Below are 19,481 nucleotides of genomic sequence, written 5' to 3'. Positions count from 1 at the left end.
CCGGCTCCCGCCTCGAGCTCCCCCCCTCCATGCTCCAATTCCCCCCCGTCTGCGACCCCCCCGGCGCGGCGCTTGTTTTTTTTGGCGCGGGGGGGGGGGGGGCCCCCCCCCCCCCCCGCCTCTGTGGTTCCCATAACAGTTCGGGAGCCATTTACCACCCCCGAACGACGCTGGGTGACGGAATGGATCCGGTCCGCGCCGATGACCATGAATTTTGCGGCTGAACGTCCAGGAATGTCCGTTTTGGTCCGGCCACTCAGCGCCATCGGGACCCGTTTGTCCCCTCTCCCTGCACGTGTTGAAATTCCAGCTACCCCGTAGTCACTAAGCGGGCCGCGGCCCGCTGGGGGGTAGCCGCCGGATTGATCCATGGCCGCCAGTCGGTCGAGAGGTTGTTGTCGAGTGAGGCGTAAGCAGCCAGTCACCCCTCAGCGGCGCTCAGAGCCCCGCCAGCAGGAGCCTGGGACCAGCGGCCAGCCCGGCCAGTTCTCCGCGTTCGCCGCGTCCGACGAGCGGAGCTCGGCGGGCATACCCGGCCGGCCCGCCGCCGTGGGCGGCCCGAGCGGCCCGGGTGCGAACGGACCCGGTCCGGTCGGTACCGACACGCTCGAGCGGCCGGAGCGGCCCAGCAGCCGGTACGACTTCCTCTCCCCGCTGAACTGGCGCGTGCCGACCCGACTGGTCGCCATCCTGGTGATCCCGGTCATCATCGCGCTGGTCTTCGGCGGTCTGCGCGTCAACACCTCGCTGGACGACTACAACAAGGCCGACCGGGCCGTGAAGATCGCCCAGGTCGCCCACGCCGCCACCGAGCTGGCCGACGCGCTGGAGTCCGAGCGCGACCTGTCGCTGATCCCGATCGTGACCGGCTCCGACGACGCGGGCCTGGTCAAGAAGCTCCGGGACAACACCGACAAGGCGCTCACCAGCTACCGCGCCGCCATGGCCAAGATCTCCGGCGACGCCGTGATGTCCCGCCGCAACGACGAGTTCCAGCGGCTCGTCCTCTCGCTGCCGCACCTGCGCGAGAACGCCTACAAGTCGGAGCTGTTCGCCACCGCGACCCCGGCGGCGTACTCGACGATGTTCGCGCCGCTGCTCGCCATGGACAACTCCGTCGGCTTCGGCTCCTCCAGCGTCACCAGCAAGGGCCGCGCGATCTACGCGATGTCCCTCGCCAAGGCGTCCGCCTCGACCCAGCGCGCGCTGATGTTCAGCCTGCTCGCCGGCATCGGCAGCAACAGCGTCACCCGCGGCGAGGTCCAGGACCTGATCTCCAGCCTGGTGGTCGCCAACCGCCTCGAAGGCGTCTCGCTCACCGAGTTCAACACCGCGTCCACCGCCGAGGACATCCAGGTCTACTCGCAGGCCCAGGTCGACCAGGCCGCCGCCGACTCCCGCCTGCCGCTGCGCATGCCCGACGGCCGCACCCTGCCGTCCATGGGCAACCTGCTGGCGCTCGGCCTCTCGTACTCCTCGGCCGCCCAGGCGATCAACCCCAACGGCGGCAAGGCCGCCCGGGACGCCGCCGCGGCCACCTTCGAGGCGGCCCGCAACGAGGGTCTGAAGATCGAGAACTGGCGCCAGGCCACCACCAGCCACATGGCCTCGCTGCGCGCGGCCGAAGTGAAGCTGCTGGACCAGGTCGTCGGCGACGCGCAGAACATCAAGGACCGCGCCCGCACCGACTGGATCCTCAACTCCGCGATCGTGCTCGCCGCGCTCGTCCTGGCCGGTCTCTTCACCGGTTTCATCGCGCGCTCGATGATCCTCGGCATGCGCACCCTGAACGGTGCCGCGCTCGAGATCGCCAACCACCGCCTGCCCGACCTGGTCGACAAGCTCTCCAAGACCGACCCGGAGCGGGTGGACACCACGGTCACCCCGATCCCGCTGTGGGGCAAGGACGAGATCGGCGAGGTCGCCCGCGCCTTCGACCAGGTCCACTCCCAGGCCGTGGCGCTCGCCGCCGAGCAGGCCCTGCTCCGAGGCAACCTGAACGCGATCTTCTCCAACCTCTCGCGCCGCAGCCAGAGCCTGATCCAGCGCCAGCTGGCGCTGATCACCGACCTGGAGAACAACGAGGCCGACCCGGACCAGCTGGAGAACCTCTTCAAGCTGGACCACCTCGCGACCCGTATGCGCCGCAACGGCGAGAACCTCCTCGTCCTCGCCGGCGAGGAGCCGGGCCGCCGCTGGAACACCCCGGTGCCGCTGGTCGACGTGCTCCGCGCCGCCGCCTCCGAGGTGGAGCAGTACGAGCGCATCGAGCTGGCCGGCATCCCCGAGGCCGAGGTCGTCGGCGCTGCCGTGACCGACCTCGTCCACCTGCTCGCCGAGCTGCTGGAGAACGCCACCACGTTCTCCAGCCCGCAGACCCGCGTGCTGGTCAACGCGACCCGGCTGCCCGACGGCCGCGTCCTGGTCGAGATCCACGACAAGGGCATCGGCCTCACCGCCGAGGACTTCGCGGAGATCAACGAGAAGCTGGCCGAGCCGCCCACGGTCGACGCCACCATCTCCCGCCGCATGGGCCTCTTCGTGGTCGGCCGGCTCTCCCAGCGGCACGACATCCGCGTCCAGCTGCGCCCGTCCGGCGAGTCCGCCGGCACCACCTCGCTGGTCATGCTCCCGCAGCAGCTCACCCAGCTGCGGCACGCCCCGGAGCCGCAGGAGGAGGAGTTCACGGTCTCCCGGATCTTCTCCGACCAGGAGGTCACCGGCGAGTGGGCCTACGAGGGCCGCAGCGCCGCCGAACTCGGCTTCGACGACCACCTGGGTGGCCAGGGCGCCGGAAACGGCTTCAGCCCGGCCCTGGAGGCCATGCAGCGCTCCCAGCGCCTGGAGGAGCAGCGCCGCCGCGCCCTGGACGTCGGCCCCAGCGCCGCCGCCGCCCCCGGCACCCCCGAGGAGCCGGTCGAGGCGGAGATCCTGGAGTCGCCGTACGGCGAGGACCAGTACGCCCGGGACGAGTACCAGGGCTACGCGGACGAGCAGCAGCCGTACGGGTACCAGCAGGACGGCTACGGCCAGCAGTACGCCCGGGACGAGTACCAGGGCTACGCGGACGAGCAGCAGCCGTACGGGTACCAGCAGGACGGTTACCAGCAGGACGGCTACGGCCAGCAGTACGCCCAGGGCGAGTACCAGGAGTACGCCGAGGGCTACCAGCAGGGCTACGGCTACGAGGAGCCGGCCGCCGGCCACCCGTACGGCCAGGACGAGACCCCGGCGCTGCCGGCGGCCCGTGCCGCGGCCGAGCCGGACGTGCTCGGGTCCGGGCTGCCGCAGCGCCGCCCCGGCCAGCAGCTGGCCGGCGGTGCCGCCGCCCGCGCGCTGGGCGGTGCCGCAGGTGCCGGTGCCGGCTCGGGCGAGTCGCCGAACTGGTTCACCGGTGCCCGCGACACCGCGGCGGAGGCCGGCGACCCGCAGCGCCACGACGTGTCGGCGCTCGGCGGCTACGGCCCCACCGGCCCGACCGCGCGCGGCTGGGAGTCGCCCAACGACGGCGACTGGCAGCGCGCCGAGCAGCTGCGTGAGCCCACCTCCGGTGGGGTCACCGGCTCGGGTCTGCCCCGCCGGGTGCCCAAGCAGAACCTGGTGGCCGGCAACGCCAAGCCCGGTCCCCAGGAAGGCCCGCAGGTCTCCCGCGACCCCAACGAGGTCCGCGGGCGCCTGACCAACCTGCGCCGCGGTGTGGAGCAGGGACGCAGTGCCGGTGGCGACCCGGGCGCCACCGGAAGCTTCCGGATCGACCCCGACCAGGGGCGTTCCGGCAACGGACAGCACAACAGCAGCACCGATCTCTTCGGCGGCTCGAACCACCAGGAGCGTTGAGTTGAGTCAGATGAGCCAGGCCGCACAGAACCTGAACTGGCTGATCACCAATTTCGTGGACAACACCCCCGGGGTGTCCCACACGGTGGTGGTCTCCGCCGATGGTCTGCTGCTCTGCATGTCGGAGGGATTCCCTCGGGACCGCGCCGACCAGCTGGCCGCCGTCGCCTCCGGTCTCACCTCGCTGACCTCCGGCGCCAGCCGGATCTTCGAGGGCGGCGAGGTCAACCAGACCGTCGTCGAGATGGAGCGCGGCTTCCTGTTCCTGATGGCGGTCAGCGACGGCTCCGCCCTCGCCGTCCTCGCCTCGCCGGACTCGGACATCGGTCTGGTGGGCTACGAGATGGCCCTCCTGGTCGACCGCGCCGGCGCGGTCCTCACCCCCGCTCTTCGGGCGGAACTCCAGGGCAGTCTCCTGCACTGACGGTTCGTCGGATACCGTCCTGGTATTCGAAAGACCTCCTTGCCCGTCCCGGGGTCGCTTCGGCGGCCTCGGGATCGGGCGTTGTACGGCCTTCGCACCACCGGCCCCGGCGCTCCCCGGCTCCGCGGCCAGCACCGCACCGCCGCACCCTTTGAGGAGTAGGAACCGTGACACCGTCCGACCACGGCAGTGGCCAGTACGGCGTTCCGTATCCCGGCACGGGCCATGACGCCTTCGGCGTCCCCGGTGTCGGCCACGGTCAGCCGTACGACCAGCAGTTCGCCGGCCCCCAGCCGGGACAGCCGTACCTGCCGCCGCAGCCGGACCCGAGGTACTTCACTCAGCCTGCCGGTTACGGCCAGGCGTATCCGGGCCCCGAAGCGTTCCCTGAACACACCGACCTGCCGCACCGGCACGAGGAACCCGGGCACGTCGAGGAGTACGACGACGACCACGACGCCGAGCCGCTGATCCGGCCGTTCGCAATGACCGGCGGACGCACCCGCCCGCGCTACGAACTGGCCATCGAGGCGCTGGTTTCGGCCAATGTCGAACCGGGCCGACTGGCCACCCTGCTGCCGGAGCACCAGCGGATCTGCACCCTGTGCACCGAGGTGAAGTCGGTCGCCGAGGTCTCCGCGCTGCTGAACCTGCCGCTCGGGGTCGCCCGCATCCTCGTCGCCGACCTCGCGGAGGCCGGTCTCGTCGCCATCCACCAGCCCGCTGCCGGCGGCGAATCCGGCAACCAGCCCGACGTCACGCTGCTCGAAAGGGTCCTCAGTGGACTTCGCAAGCTCTAACGCGGCCGCCCCCAGCCGCGCCACCACCTCCGCGAAGATCGTCGTCGCCGGCGGCTTCGGTGTTGGCAAGACGACCCTCGTCGGCGCCGTCTCCGAGATCAACCCCCTGCGCACCGAAGCCGTCATGACCAGCGCCTCCGCCGGCATCGACGACCTCAGCCACGTCTCCGGCAAGACCACCACCACGGTCGCCATGGACTTCGGCCGCATCACCCTCGACGAGGACCTCATCCTCTACCTGTTCGGCACCCCCGGACAGGACCGCTTCTGGTTCATGTGGGACGACCTCGTCCGCGGCGCCATCGGCGCCGTCGTCCTCGTCGACACCCGCCGCCTCGCCGACTGCTTCCCCGCCCTCGACTACTTCGAGAACAGCGGCCTCCCCTTCGTCGTCGCCCTCAACGGCTTCGACGGACACCAGGCCCACACCCCGGACGAAGTACGCGAAGCCCTCCAGCTCAACGCGGACATCCCCATCATCACCCTCGACGCCCGACGCCGGGACAGCGCCAAGAGCGCCCTCATCACCCTCGTCGAGCACGCCCTCCTCGCCCGACTGCGCTAGGAACAGGCGAAAACCCCCGGCGCCTTGGGCGGCACCGGGGGTTTTGCGTTGCTGCGTCGCGCTCCGGGGCGGTCAGCTCTCCGGCTGGACGTCCGCCCGCAGCAGGCCGTAGGTGTACGCGTCCTCCAGCGCCCGCCAGGACGCGGCGATCACGTTGTCCGCGACGCCCACCGTCGACCAGGTGGTGCTGCCGTCGGTCGACTCGATCAGCACCCGGGTCTTGGAACCCGTACCGTGCTGGCCCTCCAGGATCCGGACCTTGTAGTCCACCAGCTCCATCCGGGCCAGCTCCGGGTAGAGCGGCTCCAGCGCCGCCCGCAGCGCCTTGTCCAGCGCGTCCACCGGGCCGTTGCCCTCGCCGGTGGCGACCTTCCGCTCGCCCTTCGCCCAGACCTTCACCGTCGCCTCGTTGCCCGGGTTGCCGTCCGGACCCTGCTCGCTGATGGTCCGCCAGGACTCCAGGGTGAAGAACCGCTCCCGCACGCCCCGCACCTCGTCGCGCAGCAGCAGCTCGAACGAGGCGTCCGCCGCCTCGTAGGTGTAGCCCAGGTTCTCCTGCTCCTTGACCTTGGCCACCACCCGGCCGGCCAGGTCGCGGTCGGTCGACAGGTCGTAGCCGAGCTCCTTGCCCTTCAGCTCGATCGACGCCCGGCCGGCCATGTCCGACACCAGCATCCGCATGGTGTTGCCGACCAGCTCCGGGTCGATGTGCTGGTACAGGTCCGGGTCGACCTTGATCGCCGAGGCGTGCAGGCCCGCCTTGTGCGCGAACGCCGAGAAGCCCACGTACGGCTGGTGGGTCGACGGCGTCAGGTTGACCACCTCGGCGATCGCGTGCGAGATCCGGGTCATCTCCGCCAGGCTGCCGGCCGGCAGCACCCGGCGGTCGTACTTGATCTCCAGCGCGCCCACCACCGGGAACAGGTTCGCGTTGCCCACCCGCTCGCCGTAGCCGTTCGCCGTGCACTGCACGTGCGTGGCGCCCGCGTCCACCGCGGCCAGGGTGTTGGCCACCGCGCAGCCGGTGTCGTCCTGGGCGTGGATGCCGAGCCGCGCGCCGGTCCGCTCGATCACCTCCGCGACGATGTCCCGCACCCCGGCGGGCAGCATGCCGCCGTTGGTGTCGCAGAGCACCACCACGTCGGCGCCCGCCTCGTGCGCGGTGCGGACCACCGCCAGCGCGTACTCCGGGTTCGCCTTGAAACCGTCGAAGAAGTGCTCGCAGTCGATGAACACCCGGCGGCCCTGCGCGCGCAGGAACTCCACGCTGTCGCGGACCATCTCCAGGTTCTCGTCCAGGGTGGTGCGCAGGGCCAGCTCGACGTGCCGGTCGTGCGACTTCGCCACCAGGGTGACGACCGGCGCCCCCGAGTTGACCAGGGCGGCCAGCTGCGGGTCGTCCGCCGCCTTCCCGCCCGCCCGGCGGGTCGCGCCGAACGCCACCAACTGCGCGTGCTTCAGGTCGAGCTCGGCGGCCGCGCGGGCGAAGAACTCCGTGTCGCGCGGGTTGGCCCCCGGCCAACCGCCCTCGATGAAGCCGACACCGAACTCGTCCAGGTGCCGGGCGATGGTCAGCTTGTCGGCGACGGTGAGGTTGATGCCCTCGCGCTGCGCGCCGTCGCGCAGCGTGGTGTCGAAGACGTGGAAGCTGTCGTGGGGGCGGCTGCTGGCCTCGGTCATGGCCGTGGGTTCTCCGTTCGGGGAGTTACTGCTCGTTGCCGGGATTACGGGGAATCCGGCTCCACTGTCCAGCATCCCGCGCGCGGCCCCGGTGTCCCCGAACCCCTTGTGGGGATTCTTGGCCGGTCCGGGAGCAAAACAAAAGACCCCTCGCGGGTGCGAGAGGTCTGCGCGCGGGTCTGGACGCTGGTGGTCGCTCCGCGGTCGTGGTGGTACTGCGGAGCGGTCACTGCGGACCGGCGCGCCTGCTGCTAATAATCAGCGAAAGCGAGGACACCCTCGCAGTGTGGCACACGTGCCGCAGCGTGGCCCGCGTGTCTCGCGATGCGAAACACCTCAGGTCAGCCGGTCGGTCGCCAGTCCGAAACCGAACGGCTCCGGCAACGGCAACAGGTCACCGGCGGGCACGTCCGTGGTCGTGGCGTAGTCCCCGTGCGCGGGGTTCGCGTGCAGCACGATCCGGTCCCGCTGCCGGTCGACCAGCAGGTAGAGCGGCCCCTCCCTCCGATCCGTGCGGCTCGACGAGCGGGATGCTTCGAGGTCACTGACGCCGGGCGTCCCCGGGGTGGGGACGCCCGGGGCGGGGGTCAGACGATCTTGTGGAGCCAGTTGTGGGTGTCGGCCTGCTGGCCGCCCTGGATCGCGAGGAGCGACTTGCGGAGCTCCATGGTGATCGGGCCGGGCTCGCCCTTGCCCACCGTCCAGTCGCCGCCGTTGGACTTCACGGAGCCGACCGGGGTGATGACGGCGGCGGTGCCGCAGGCGAAGACCTCGGTGAGGGTGCCGTCGGCGTTGCCCTGCTTCCACTCGTCGGTGGAGATCTTGCGCTCCTCCACGGCGTAGCCGAGGTCGGAGGCGAGCCGGAGGAGAGAGTCGCGGGTGATGCCGGGCAGCAGGGCGCCGGAGAGCTCCGGGGTGACGATCTTCGCGTCCTTGCCCTCGCCGAAGACGAAGTACAGGTTCATGCCGCCCATCTCCTCGATCCACCGGTGCTCGGCGGCGTCGAGCCAGACGACCTGGTCGCAGCCCTTGGCGGCGGCCTCGGCCTGGGCCACCAGGGAGGCGGCGTAGTTGCCGGCGCACTTGGCGGCACCGGTGCCGCCGGGCGCGGCGCGGACGTAGTCCTCGGAGAGCCAGACGGAGACCGGCTTCACGCCGCCGGAGAAGTACGCGCCGGCCGGCGAGGCGATGATCATGAACAGGTAGGAGTTCGCCGGACGGACACCCAGGCCGACCTCGGTGGCGAACATGAACGGCCGCAGGTAGAGGCTCTGCTCGGCCTGGTTCGGCACCCACGCCTGCTCCTGGCGGACCAGGATCTCCACCGCCTCGACGAAGGTCTCGACCGGCAGCTCGGGCATCGCCAGGCGGCGGGCCGAGGACTGGAAGCGGGCCGCGTTGGCCTCCGGCCTGAAGGTCGCGATCGAGCCGTCGGCCTGGCGGTACGCCTTCAGGCCCTCGAAGATCGCCTGGCCGTAGTGCAGGGTCATGTTCGCCGGGTCGATCTCCAGCGGCGCGTACGGCGTCAGCTGGGCGTCGTGCCAGCCCCGGCCCTCGGTCCACCGGATGGTGACCATGTGGTCGGTGAAGATCCGGCCGAAGCCGGGGTTGCTCAGCCGGGCCTCGCGCTCCGCGTCGGACAGCGGGTGCGCGGAGGGCTTGAGGTCGAACGTGATGGGCGCCTGGGTGGGCGTACTCATGACTGTCTGTCCTTCACCGTGGGGTTGGTCTGGGCCGACCCCCGCAGGTGCGGGAACACACGACGGCACGGCCCACTGTCGATACTCGCATCCAGAGGGCCGTGCCGAACAGCCGGGAGGCTGCGCGCGCTATGGGGTTCCGGCCCGCACGGACCGGAACGCGCTTGTTCGTTCCCGGCCCGTCAGCCGGAAGCGATTGTCGGTTCCGGCCCGTCAGCCGGATACTCGGGCGGCGAGCGCGTCGCCGACCTCGGACGTGGAACGGGTGCCGGTGCGCTCGGTCAGGTCCGCGGCCACAGCCGCCTCGACCTGCGCGGCCTCGGCGGTGAAGCCCAGGTGCTCCAGCAGCATGGCGACCGACAGGACCGTGGCGGTCGGGTCGGCCTTGCCCTGGCCGGCGATGTCCGGGGCCGAACCGTGCACCGGCTCGAACATCGACGGGAAATCGCCGCTCGGGTTGATGTTGCCGGACGCGGCCAGGCCGATGCCGCCGGTGACGGCGGCCGCCAGGTCGGTCAGGATGTCGCCGAACAGGTTGTCGGTGACGATCACGTCGAAGCGCTCGGGCTGGGTGACGAAGAAGATCGTCGCCGCGTCGACGTGCAGGTAGTCGGTGGTGACCTCGGGGAACTCCCGGCCGACCCGCTCGAAGATCCGGGTCCACAGGTGGCCGGCGTGCACCAGCACGTTGTTCTTGTGCACCAGGGTCAGCTTCTTGCGCGGACGCGCGGCCGCCCGGCGGTACGCGTCGCGGACCACCCGCTCGATGCCGAACGCGGTGTTCAGGCTGACCTCGGTGGCCACCTCCTGCTCCGTGCCGGTGCGCAGGGTGCCGCCGTTGCCCACGTACGGGCCCTCGGTGCCCTCGCGGACGACCACGAAGTCGATCTGCGGGTCGCCGGCCAGCGGCGACTTCACACCGGGGAACAGCTTGCCCGGGCGGAGGTTGATGTGGTGGTCGAAGGCGAAGCGCAGCTTCAGCAGCAGCCCGCGCTCCAGCACGCCGGACGGCACGCTCGGGTCGCCGATGGCGCCGAGCAGGATCGCGTCCGCGCCCTTCAGCTCCTCCAGCACGCTGTCCGGCAGGGTCTCGCCGGTGCGGTGGTACAGCCGGGCACCGAGGTCGTACTCGGCGGTCTCCAGCTTGACGTCGGCGGGGAGGGCGGCGCTGAGCACCTTGAGGCCCTCGGCCACGACCTCCTGGCCGATGCCGTCACCCGGGATCACTGCGAGACGAATGGTGCGAGACATGCCTCGGACAGTACTCCCCGTCCCAGGGCCTGAGCACGTACCGTCCACCATCCGGACGCGTCGCGTCAGCGGGAGTTGACGACCTGGAGGCGGCGGCCGTCGGGGTCGAGATGGTGCACCAGGAGGAGGGGTGCCGGGACGGCGGGGTGGACGAACGTGCCCGGGACGACGGGGGTGAGCAGGGTGTCGGAGCGGGTGAGGTCGACGGGGAGGGTGGGGCGGCCGTCGGCGAGGCCGAGCGTGTCGAGGGCGTCGGCCGGGTCGGCGGCGGAGACCGCGGTCCAGAGCGCGTAGCGCGGGCTCGTCAGGGGCGTCCTCAGGGCGGCCAGGCGGACCGGGAGGAGGAGCGTGTCGGTGTCCAGCAGGTCGGTGTCGGTGTCGCCCCAGCGCCCGTTCAGCGGCTGGACGTCCAGCTCGGCCCCGGTCCGGGCGTCCAGGGTGCGGGCGACCAGGATGTCGCTGCCCTTCAGCCGGCCCGCGACGACCAGGGCGTCCGTGGTGCCGTCGCCGTCGGTGTCGAGCGAGGCCCGGACGCCGTAGCCGCCGGCCGGGGTGGGGGCGGGCGCCCAGAGGGCCGCCGCCAGGTAGAGCATGCCGTCGCCGTCGGTGGCGGAACCGGCGGCCCGCAGGTTGGCGGCGCGGTCGCCCGGATCGGTGACGCACAGGTCCCGGCCCGGGCAGTCCGGCCAGCGGGTGCCCTGGGCGTCCAGGTGGAGGACGCTCAGCAGGCCGGCGCCGGTGCCGCGGACGGCGAGCAGGTCGGGGGTGCCGACCGCGGTGTGCGAGGAGGCCGGGCGCGGGGCGGCGAACAGCGGGACGCGCAGCGCGGGGTCGTCCCCGCGGGTCGGGGTGAGCTGCAGCCGGCCGGAGAGCTCACCCCGGTAGGTGCGGGCGCGGCCCGCCTGGGTCAGGTCGAGGGTGGCGTCGGGACGCCGCTCCAGCGCCGCGGGGTCGGGCACGGCCAGCGTGACGGCCACCCGGGCGGTCCCGCCGGGCGGGACGTCCACCCGGGCGGGGGAGATCCGGAAAGCGGCACCGGGGAGCTCGGTCGCGGGGAGGTACGAGGTCGCGTACGAGAGCGGCCGGTCGGAGAGGTTGCGGACCTCGACCTCGCGGACGAGCGCCGTCCGCCCGGTCACCGCAACGGGCCCGAACGACACCCCGACCGCCCCGGTGTCCACGCCGACGCCATCCCCGGCGGAGCCGGCAGCCTCGCCGGGGGCGGGCGAGCCGGTGGGGGCCGCGGTGTCCCCTGCGCCGGCGAGGGCGTAGGCGACGGCGGGGGTGCGGGTGGCGAGGTCGGCGCGGGTGCGGCCGGCGCCGGTGCGTTCGGGGCCGTAGGTGGGGCCGGTGCGGTCGTCGCCGCGCCAGGTGTCGGTGGCGGTGTTCATCAGGGCGGCCTTGACCTGGCCGGCGGTCCAGTCGGGGTGGGCGGCGCGGACCAGGGCGGCGAGGCCGGCGACGTGCGGGGTGGCCATGGAGGTGCCGTCCTCCCGCATGCCGCCGGTGCCGGCCCCGGCCTTGGCGGACCAGATGGTCTCGCCGGGTGCCGCGAGGTCGGGCTTGACCAGGCCGGGGACGCCGATGCCGCGCGAGGTGAAGCTCGCGAGGGTGTCGGCGCGTTGCGGCTGGTCCTGGGAGACCGCGCCGTGCAGCGGGTTGCCCGGGGTGGCGAGCTGGACCCGGACGGGCCCCTCCCCCGCCGCGCGGACGAGCCGTTCGCCGTCCGCGCGGGCGAGGATCGCGGCGGGGATCCGCTCGTTCCCGGCGATCTCGCCGAGCCCGTCGGCGTCGGCGGCGAACAGGGTGCCGACGGCTCCGGCGTCGGCGGCGTGGTCGGCGCGGGCGGCGGATCCGCAGGCGCGGTCGGGTTCGCGGGTGCGCCAGGCGAGCACAGCGATCTTCCCGGTCAGCCGGGCGGCGTCGGCGGCGCTGAAGGCGGTGCAGCCGTCGGTCTGGTCGACGGGCAGGGCGAGGTCGCCGCTGACGTCGGCGGTGGCCCAGCCGCGGTAGCGGGAGCTCCAGTGGGCGGGGACGGGCCCGGCGAGGGTGGCGGGGGCGAGCACCCGGATGCCGTCGGCGTCGGCGTGCGGGTCGACGGAGGCGGCGACGGTGAGGGCGCGGGTGGCGGTGCCGGGGCTGCCGCCGACGGCGTAGATGTCGCCTTCGTTGCCGGCGGCGGCGACGACCACGGTGCCGAGTTCGGCGAGCCGGTCGGCGGCGAGGGCGTCGGCGTCGGCGGGGCTGCCGAAGGGGCTGCCGAGGGAGAGGTTGACGACGTCGAGGCGGTCGGTGAGGTCGCCGTCGCCGTTGGGGTCGGCGGCCAGGTCGAGGGCGTGGGCGAGCTGGTCGGTGGAGCCGTCGCAGCCGAACACCCGGATCGCGTACAGCTGGGCGCCGGGCGCGGCGCCGGGGCCGACGGTGAAGCCGGCCGGGTCGAGGCCGGGCCGGTAGGGGCCGCGGTAGGTGGCGCCGGCGGTGGTGACGCCGTAGCCGGCGGCGGTGCCGGCGACGTGGGTGCCGTGGCCGTTGGCGGCGCAGTCGATCGGGTTGGGGTCGGGGTGCGGGGTGCGGGCGGCCTCGTCGGCGGACGGGTCGGGGTCGTACGCGTCGCCGACCAGGTCCTGGCCGCCGACCACCTTGGTGTTGGGGAAGAGCTCGGGCGGGGCGGGCCTGGCGCCGTCCACGGCAGTGAAGGCGGCCGCGGTGCCGGGGCCGCCGAAGTCGGCGTGGGTGTAGTCGATGCCGGAGTCGACGATGCCGATCCGCACGCCCTCGCCCGTGGTGCCGGTGGACCCGGCGCCGCCGGACGCGCCGGACCAGACGGCGGGGGCACCGGTGAGCGGGACGGAGTACCCGTTGGCGCGGGTCTTGAGCGCCACCGGCCGCACCGCCCGGACGCCGGGCAGGGTGCCGAGCCGGGGCAGGTCGGCGGGGCGTACCCGCAGGGCGAGGCCGGTGGCCAGGGTGCGGGTGCGGTAGAGCGGGGCGGCGCCGGGGACGGCAGTGCGCACCGCGCGGTCGAGCCGGTCGATCGCCCGGTCGGCGCGGGCGCGCTGGTCGGCGCCGGCCCGGGCGGCTTCGCGGCGGACCGCGTCGGGTGCCCGGCGGGCCCGCTTGGCCTCGGCCGCGGCCCGCTGGTAGGCGGGCGCGGCGGCCTCGGTGTCGAGCTCCAGCAGGACGGTCAGCGTGCCCCTGGCGGGGACGGCCGCGGCGGCGGGCTGGACGGGGGCGAGCAGGGCGAGGGCGACGCCGAGAGCGGTGAGTGGGGTGCGCACGCCCTCAAGCTAGGGAGCGCGCACTGCTCCGTGCGAGCAAAGTCACTCTCAGGTGACGCCCCGTCACCCGGGCGGCCCAACGGGCCGTCAGTGGCCGGTGGCGCCACCGTTGTCGCGGCGGTCCAGCGCGCGCTGGAGGGCGGCCGCGGCGTAGGGGTTGGGCTCGGTGCGGCGACGGCGGCGCGGGGCGCGGTCGGTGGTGGCGGCGGGGGTGGCGTGGCGGTCTGCGACGGGGGGCATACCGGACTCCTTGGTGCAGGTGCGCGGACAGGCGCGCGCGAGGGTGGGGAGAGGGGTACGCGGAGCAGGGATCGCCTGCGAAGGAGCGTACGGGCACACGGGCCACACACCCTGGCTTGCAGGGGTGGCACACCGTATGACTCCTTCACGGTACGACGGGAAGGCCGTGGTGTCTCTAGGAATACTTGGATTTCCTAGTATCTGAGACGAGGTTCACCCGGGTGCGCCCCGGCGCATGCGAACGGCCCTCCCGCCGCAGGGGCGAGAGGGCCGTTCGGGGCCGACGAACGGTCAGCCGAGGTTGACCGAGCGGGCGAAACGGGCGCCGATCGCGCCGGCGATCTCGCCGAGGACCTCCTGGGAGACCTCGCTGTCCACGGTGATGGACGCGAGCGCGCTGTCGCCGTCGCGGGCGACCTGCATGCCGGCGATGTTGATGCCGGCGTCGCCGAGGATCCGGCCGAGGGTGCCGACCACGCCGGGACGGTCCTCGTACTGGAAGAAGGCCATGTGGTCGGTGAGCGCCACGTCGACGTCGAAGCCGTCCACGCCGACGATCTTCTGGACCTGCTTCGGGCCGGACAGGGTGCCCGAGATGGACACCTCGCCGCCGCCCGACAGGGTGCCGCGCACGGTGATCACGTTGCGGTGCTCGGGCGACTCGCTGGAGGTGGTCAGGCGGACCTCGACGCCACGCTCCTGGGCGAACAGCGGGGCGTTGACGTAGGACACCGTCTCGGCCACCACGTCCTCGAACACGCCCTTCAGCGCGGAGAGTTCGAGCACCTTGACGTCGTGCTGGGTGATCTCGCCGCGGACCTCGACGTCGAGGCGGACGGCGACCTCGCCGGCCAGCGCGGTGAAGATCCGGCCGAGCTTCTCGGCGAGCGGCAGACCCGGGCGCACATCCTCGGCGATCACGCCGCCCTGGACGTTGACCGCGTCCGGCACGAGCTCGCCGGCCAGCGCGAGGCGCACCGAGCGGGCGACCGCGATACCGGCCTTCTCCTGCGCCTCGTCGGTGGAGGCGCCCAGGTGCGGGGTGGCGACCACGTTGTCGAAGGCGAACAGCGGGGAGTCGGTGCACGGCTCCTTGGCGTACACGTCCAGGCCGGCGCCGGCGACGCGGCCGTCGCGCAGCGCGGAGGCCAGGGCCGCCTCGTCGACGATGCCGCCGCGGGCGGCGTTGACGATGCGCACGGTCGGCTTGACCTTGTGCAGCGCCTCCTCGCCGATCAGGCCGATGGTCTCCGGGGTCTTCGGGAGGTGGACGGTGATGAAGTCCGACACCTCCAGCAGCTCCTCCAGGGAGAGCAGCTTGACGCCCATCTGGGCGGCGCGGGCGGCCTGGATGTAGGGGTCGTACGCGACGATCTTCATGCCGAAGGCCGACATCCGCTGCGCGACCAGGACGCCGATCCGGCCGAGGCCGACCACGCCGAGGGTCTTCTCGCTCAGCTCGACGCCGGTGTACTTGTTGCGCTTCCACTCGCCCTGCTTGAGCGCGGCGTTGGCCGGCGCGATGTTGCGGGCGACGGAGATCAGCAGGCCGCAGGCGAGCTCGGCCGCGGTGACGATGTTGGAGGTCGGCGCGTTGACGACCATCACACCGGCCTTGGTGGCGGCGGAGACGTCCACGTTGTCCAGACCGACACCGGCGCGGGCGACGACCTTGAGCTTCTTGGCCGCGGCCAGCGCCTCGGCGTCCACCTTGGTGGCGGAGCGGATCAGGATGGCGTCGACGTCGGCGATCGCGGTCAGCAGCTCGGTGCGGTCGGCGCCGTTGCAGTTCCGGATCTCGAAGTCCGGCCCGAGGGCGTCGACGGTGGCGGGCGAGAGCTCTTCGGCGATGAGGACTACGGATTTGCTCACGACAGTGTGTCCTTAACTGTCCGGTTCACCCCGCCGCACGGAGGTGGCGTGCACAGGGGCGGGGGAAGGTGGCATGTCGCGTAGCTAGACGCACGACGCTGTGGGCCTGACGCGTACTCGGGAGTCTATCGGCGGGTTCTATACGGGACTGCTCCCGTCCGGCGAAATCACTCGGACGAGAGCAGCCTCGTTGTACAAGCGGGAAGGACCGGCTCAGGCGGTCTCGTCCACCCAGCTCATCAGCTTGCGGAGCTTCTTGCCGGTGGTCTCCAGCAGGTGCTCGGAGTCGGCGTTCTTGTACTCGTTGTACTTCGGCAGGCCGGCCTTGTACTCGGCGATCCAGGTGTTGGCGAAGGTGCCGTCCTGGATCTCGGCGAGGACCTGCTTCATCGCGGCCTTGGTGTCGGCGGTGATGATGCGGGGGCCGGTCACGTAGTCGCCCCACTCGGCGGTCTCGGAGACCGACCAGCGCATCTTCTCCAGGCCGCCCTCGTACATCAGGTCGACGATGAGCTTCAGCTCGTGCAGGCACTCGAAGTAGGCGATCTCCGGCTGGTAGCCCGCCTCGACCAGGGTCTCGAAGCCAGCCTTCACCAGGGCGGCGGTGCCACCGCAGAGGACGGCCTGCTCACCGAACAGGTCGGTCTCGGTCTCCTCGGTGAAGGTGGTCTTGATCACGCCGGCCTTGGTCGCGCCCAGGCCCTTGGCGTAGGAGAGCGCCAGGTCGAACGCCTTGCCGGTGGCGTCCTGCTCCACCGCGACGATCGCCGGAACGCCGCGACCCTCCTGGTACTGACGGCGCACCAGGTGACCCGGGCCCTTCGGGGCGACCATGCAGACGTCGACGTCGGCCGGCGGCTGGATGAAGCCGAAGCGGATGTTCAGGCCGTGGCCGAAGAACAGCGCGTCGCCGGCCTTCAGGTTCGGCTCGATCGCGTCCTTGTAGACGTCCGCCTGGATCGGGTCCGGCACCAGGATCATGATGACGTCGGCCTCGGCCGCCGCCTCCGACGGGGTCACGACCCGCAGACCCTGCTCCTCGGCGGCCGCGCGGGACTTCGAGCCCTCCAGCAGACCGACCCGGACGTCGGCACCCGAGTCACGCAGCGACAGCGCGTGGGCGTGGCCCTGGCTGCCGTAACCGATGATCGCGACCTTGCGGCCCTGGATGATGGACAGGTCGGCGTCGTCTTCGTAGAACAGCTCGGCCACGGGGGCACATCTCCTTGCGTGGTGGTGATGCCGGGTCTTGCGGTTCCTACCGTACGAGGACCCGGCGTGATGTGGGGCGGTGCTTCAGGGTGTGAGACGCGGCGCCCGCGCGGAGCGCCAGTGTTACTACGCGCTGCGATCGAGGGCGCGCAGCGAGCGGTCGGTGATCGAACGGGCGCCGCGACCGATGGCGACCAGGCCGGACTGGACCAACTCCTTGATGCCGTAGGGCTCCAGCATCTTGAGCATGGCCTCCAGCTTGTCGGAGGAGCCGGTGGCCTCGATGGTCACCGCGTCCGGCGAGACGTCGACGGTCTTGGCGCGGAACAGCTGGACGATCTCGACGATCTGCGAGCGGGTCTCGGCGTCGGCGCGCACCTTGACCAGGACCAGCTCGCGCTGGACGGCCTGGGCCTGGTCCAGCTCGACGATCTTTATCACGTTGACCAGCTTGTTGAGCTGCTTGGTGACCTGCTCCAGCGGCAGGTCCTCGACGTTGACCACGATGGTCATCCGGGAGATGTCCGGGTGCTCGGTCGGGCCGACGGCGAGGGAGTCGATGTTGAAGCCCCGACGGGAGAACAGGGAGGCGATGCGGGCGAGCACGCCGGGCTTGTTCTCGACCAGGACGGAGAGGGTGTGCTTGGACATGGCGGTCATTGGCTCTCTATCGGTGGGTCGGGGCCGTCAGTCGAGGTCGTCGCCGAAGTCGGGACGGATGTCCCGGGCGAAGAGGATCTCGTCGTTGCTGGTGCCGGCCGCGACCATCGGCCAGACCATCGCGTCCTGGTGGACGATGAAGTCGATGACCACCGGGCGGTCGTTGATCTCCATCGCCTGCTTGATCACCGCGTCCAGGTCCTCCGGGCGCTCGCAGCGCAGGCCGACGCAGCCCATCGCCTCGGAGAGCAGCACGAAGTCGGGGATCCGGGTGCCCTGGGCCGGCGGCTCGATGCCGTCGTGGTCCGGGCCGGAGTGCAGCACGGTGTTGGAGTAGCGCTGGTTGTAGAACAGGGTCTGCCACTGGCGGACCATGCCCAGCGAACCGTTATTGATCACCGCGACCTTGATCGGGATGTTGTTCAGCGCGCAGGTGACCAGCTCCTGGTTGGTCATCTGGAAGCAGCCGTCGCCGTCGATCGCCCAGACCGCGGTCTCCGGCATGCCCGCCTTGGCGCCCATCGCGGCCGGAACGGCGTAGCCCATGGTGCCCGCGCCGCCGGAGTTCAGCCAGGTGGCCGGCTTCTCGAACTGGATGAACTGGCTGGCCCACATCTGGTGCTGGCCGACGCCCGCGGCGTAGATCGCCTCCGGGCCGACCAGCTGGCCGATCCGCTCGATCACCTGCTGCGGGGAGAGCTCACCGGCCGGGGCCGGCTCGTAGCCGAGCGGGTAGGTCTTCTTCCACTGGTCGAGCTTGGTCCACCAGTCGGCGTAGTCGCCGCGGTGGCCGGCGTCGTACTCGGCCTGGACGGCGACGATCAGGTCGGCGATCACCTCGCGGGCGTCACCGACGATCGGCACGTCCGCCGGGCGGTTCTTGCCGATCTCGGCGGGGTCGATGTCGGCGTGGACGACCTTGGCACCGGGGGCGAAGGAGTCCAGCTTGCCGGTGACCCGGTCGTCGAAGCGGGCGCCGAGGGTGAACAGCAGGTCCGCCTTCTGCAGCGCGGTGACCGCCGGGACGGAGCCGTGCATGCCGGGCATGCCCAGGTGCTGCGGGTGGCTGTCCGGGAAGACGCCGATCGCCATCAGGGTGGTGACCACCGGGGCACCGGTCAGCTCGGCCAGGATCCGCAGCTCGGCGGAGGCCTGCGCCTTGAGCACGCCGCCGCCGACGTAGAGGACCGGGCGCTTGGCGTTGACCAGCAGCTTCGCGGCCTCGCGGATCTGCTTGGCGTGCGGCTTGGTGACCGGGCGGTAGCCGGGCAGCGAGGTCTCCACCGGCCAGCGGAAGGTGGTGGTGGCCTGCAGCGCGTCCTTGGCGATGTCGACCAGGACCGGGCCGGGACGGCCGGTGGCCGCGATGTGGAAGGCCTCGGCGATCACCCGGGGGATCTCGGCCGGGTCGGTCACCAGGAAGTTGTGCTTGGTGATCGGCATCGTGATGCCGCAGATGTCCGCCTCCTGGAAGGCGTCGGTGCCGATCGCCTTGGAAGCGACCTGGCCGGTGATCGCCACCATGGCGACGGAGTCCATGTAGGCGTCGGCGATCGGGGTCACCAGGTTGGTGGCGCCCGGGCCGGAGGTCGCCATGCAGACGCCGACCTTGCCGGTGGCCTGCGCGTAGCCGGTGGCGGCGTGGCCGGCGCCCTGCTCGTGGCGGACCAGGATGTGGCGGACCTTGGTGGAGTCCATCAGCGGGTCGTACGCGGGGAGGATGGCACCACCGGGGATACCGAAGACGGTGTCCGCGCCTACGGCCTCGAGCGAGCGGATGAGCGACTGCGCGCCGGTCATGGTCTCGACGGTGGTCTGGGGACCCGGCGCGTGGGCTGCCGGGTTGTCCCCGCGGCGGGGGGCGGCGTGCTCAGTCATCTGCCTGTCTCTTCTCGGATCGCGTGGTGTCTCAATCGTCCCGATTCGGGGCGTTCGAGGCCAGTGGTTCTGCGGTGGTGGAGC

Annotated in this window: 13 protein-coding genes; 4 read left to right on the top strand and 9 right to left on the bottom strand. The window is 71.9% G+C overall.

The features are described from left to right. Window positions 1-402 precede the first annotated feature (402 nt). The 4 genes from ACGFX4_RS01770 (at window position 403) to ACGFX4_RS01755 (ending at window position 5,626) form a co-directional block, all read left to right on the top strand. The gene (locus ACGFX4_RS01770; RefSeq protein WP_393069308.1) at window positions 403-3,837 is read left to right on the top strand and encodes a nitrate- and nitrite sensing domain-containing protein; all 3,435 of its coding nucleotides are present in this window, start codon (window positions 403-405) and stop codon (window positions 3,835-3,837) included. A 10-nt stretch (window positions 3,838-3,847) separates the two neighbouring features. After that, the gene (locus ACGFX4_RS01765) at window positions 3,848-4,261 is read left to right on the top strand and encodes a roadblock/LC7 domain-containing protein (RefSeq protein WP_030057391.1); all 414 of its coding nucleotides are present in this window, start codon (window positions 3,848-3,850) and stop codon (window positions 4,259-4,261) included. A gap of 167 nt (window positions 4,262-4,428) precedes the next feature. Continuing rightward, a complete protein-coding gene (locus ACGFX4_RS01760; RefSeq protein WP_345699081.1) occupies window positions 4,429-5,061 on the top strand; it encodes a DUF742 domain-containing protein in 633 nt (210 codons plus the stop codon). Continuing rightward, a complete protein-coding gene (locus ACGFX4_RS01755; RefSeq protein WP_345699080.1) occupies window positions 5,042-5,626 on the top strand; it encodes an ATP/GTP-binding protein in 585 nt (194 codons plus the stop codon). The genes ACGFX4_RS01760 and ACGFX4_RS01755 overlap by 20 nt, the downstream gene beginning before the upstream one ends. Window positions 5,627-5,698: 72 nt before the next feature. On the opposite strand, the gene cimA is transcribed toward ACGFX4_RS01755, so the two are convergent. The 9 genes from cimA to ACGFX4_RS01710 all read right to left on the bottom strand — a co-directional run bounded on the left by cimA (window position 5,699) and on the right by ACGFX4_RS01710 (window position 19,397). Beyond that, complete coding sequence (gene cimA / locus ACGFX4_RS01750) at window positions 5,699-7,306, bottom strand: citramalate synthase (RefSeq protein ID WP_393069306.1); 1,608 nt, start codon at window positions 7,304-7,306, stop codon at window positions 5,699-5,701. A 587-nt stretch (window positions 7,307-7,893) separates the two neighbouring features. After that, window positions 7,894-9,006, bottom strand: a complete 1,113-nt coding sequence (locus ACGFX4_RS01745) for a branched-chain amino acid aminotransferase (protein WP_393069305.1) — start codon at window positions 9,004-9,006, stop codon at window positions 7,894-7,896. A 213-nt stretch (window positions 9,007-9,219) separates the two neighbouring features. After that, on the bottom strand, window positions 9,220-10,257 hold the full coding sequence (locus ACGFX4_RS01740; RefSeq protein WP_345699077.1) for a 3-isopropylmalate dehydrogenase: 1,038 nt from the start codon (window positions 10,255-10,257) through the stop codon (window positions 9,220-9,222). 65 nt (window positions 10,258-10,322) lie between these two features. After that, window positions 10,323-13,535, bottom strand: coding sequence for a S8 family serine peptidase (locus ACGFX4_RS01735; protein ID WP_393069303.1), 3,213 nt, complete (start codon window positions 13,533-13,535; stop codon window positions 10,323-10,325). 87 nt (window positions 13,536-13,622) lie between these two features. Further along, the gene (locus ACGFX4_RS01730) at window positions 13,623-13,775 is read right to left on the bottom strand and encodes a hypothetical protein (protein WP_393069302.1); all 153 of its coding nucleotides are present in this window, start codon (window positions 13,773-13,775) and stop codon (window positions 13,623-13,625) included. Window positions 13,776-14,066: 291 nt separating this feature from the next. Then, a complete protein-coding gene (gene serA / locus ACGFX4_RS01725) occupies window positions 14,067-15,647 on the bottom strand; it encodes a phosphoglycerate dehydrogenase (RefSeq protein ID WP_393069300.1) in 1,581 nt (526 codons plus the stop codon). 213 nt (window positions 15,648-15,860) lie between these two features. Further along, window positions 15,861-16,859, bottom strand: a complete 999-nt coding sequence (gene ilvC, locus ACGFX4_RS01720) for a ketol-acid reductoisomerase (protein ID WP_393069298.1) — start codon at window positions 16,857-16,859, stop codon at window positions 15,861-15,863. A 126-nt stretch (window positions 16,860-16,985) separates the two neighbouring features. Continuing rightward, on the bottom strand, window positions 16,986-17,510 hold the full coding sequence (gene ilvN, locus ACGFX4_RS01715; protein ID WP_345699072.1) for an acetolactate synthase small subunit: 525 nt from the start codon (window positions 17,508-17,510) through the stop codon (window positions 16,986-16,988). Between the two features lie 36 nt (window positions 17,511-17,546). Continuing rightward, window positions 17,547-19,397: an acetolactate synthase large subunit gene (locus ACGFX4_RS01710; RefSeq protein ID WP_393069296.1), complete on the bottom strand. Its 1,851-nt coding sequence runs from the start codon at window positions 19,395-19,397 to the stop codon at window positions 17,547-17,549. Between the last annotated feature and the right edge of the window lie 84 nt (window positions 19,398-19,481).

The sequence above is a fragment of the Kitasatospora sp. NPDC048365 genome (assembly GCF_043200835.1).
In the GTDB taxonomy this organism is placed as follows: Bacteria; Actinomycetota; Actinomycetes; order Streptomycetales; family Streptomycetaceae; genus Kitasatospora; species Kitasatospora terrestris.
Note: the sequence above shows the minus strand (reverse complement) of the source record. Positions and strands in the feature narration are given on the sequence as shown.

What these genes read in the sequence shown, in the direction of transcription:
- ilvN (WP_345699072.1), bottom strand. Translation starts at nt 17,510, where the DNA reads ATGTCCAAGCACACCCTCTCCGTCCTGGTCGAGAACAAGCCCGGCGTG.
- cimA (WP_393069306.1), bottom strand. Translation starts at nt 7,306, where the DNA reads ATGACCGAGGCCAGCAGCCGCCCCCACGACAGCTTCCACGTCTTCGAC.
- ACGFX4_RS01745 (WP_393069305.1), bottom strand. Translation starts at nt 9,006, where the DNA reads ATGAGTACGCCCACCCAGGCGCCCATCACGTTCGACCTCAAGCCCTCC.
- ACGFX4_RS01730 (WP_393069302.1), bottom strand. Translation starts at nt 13,775, where the DNA reads ATGCCCCCCGTCGCAGACCGCCACGCCACCCCCGCCGCCACCACCGAC.
- ACGFX4_RS01710 (WP_393069296.1), bottom strand. Translation starts at nt 19,397, where the DNA reads ATGACTGAGCACGCCGCCCCCCGCCGCGGGGACAACCCGGCAGCCCAC.
- ACGFX4_RS01765 (WP_030057391.1), top strand. Translation starts at nt 3,848, where the DNA reads ATGAGCCAGGCCGCACAGAACCTGAACTGGCTGATCACCAATTTCGTG.
- ACGFX4_RS01740 (WP_345699077.1), bottom strand. Translation starts at nt 10,257, where the DNA reads ATGTCTCGCACCATTCGTCTCGCAGTGATCCCGGGTGACGGCATCGGC.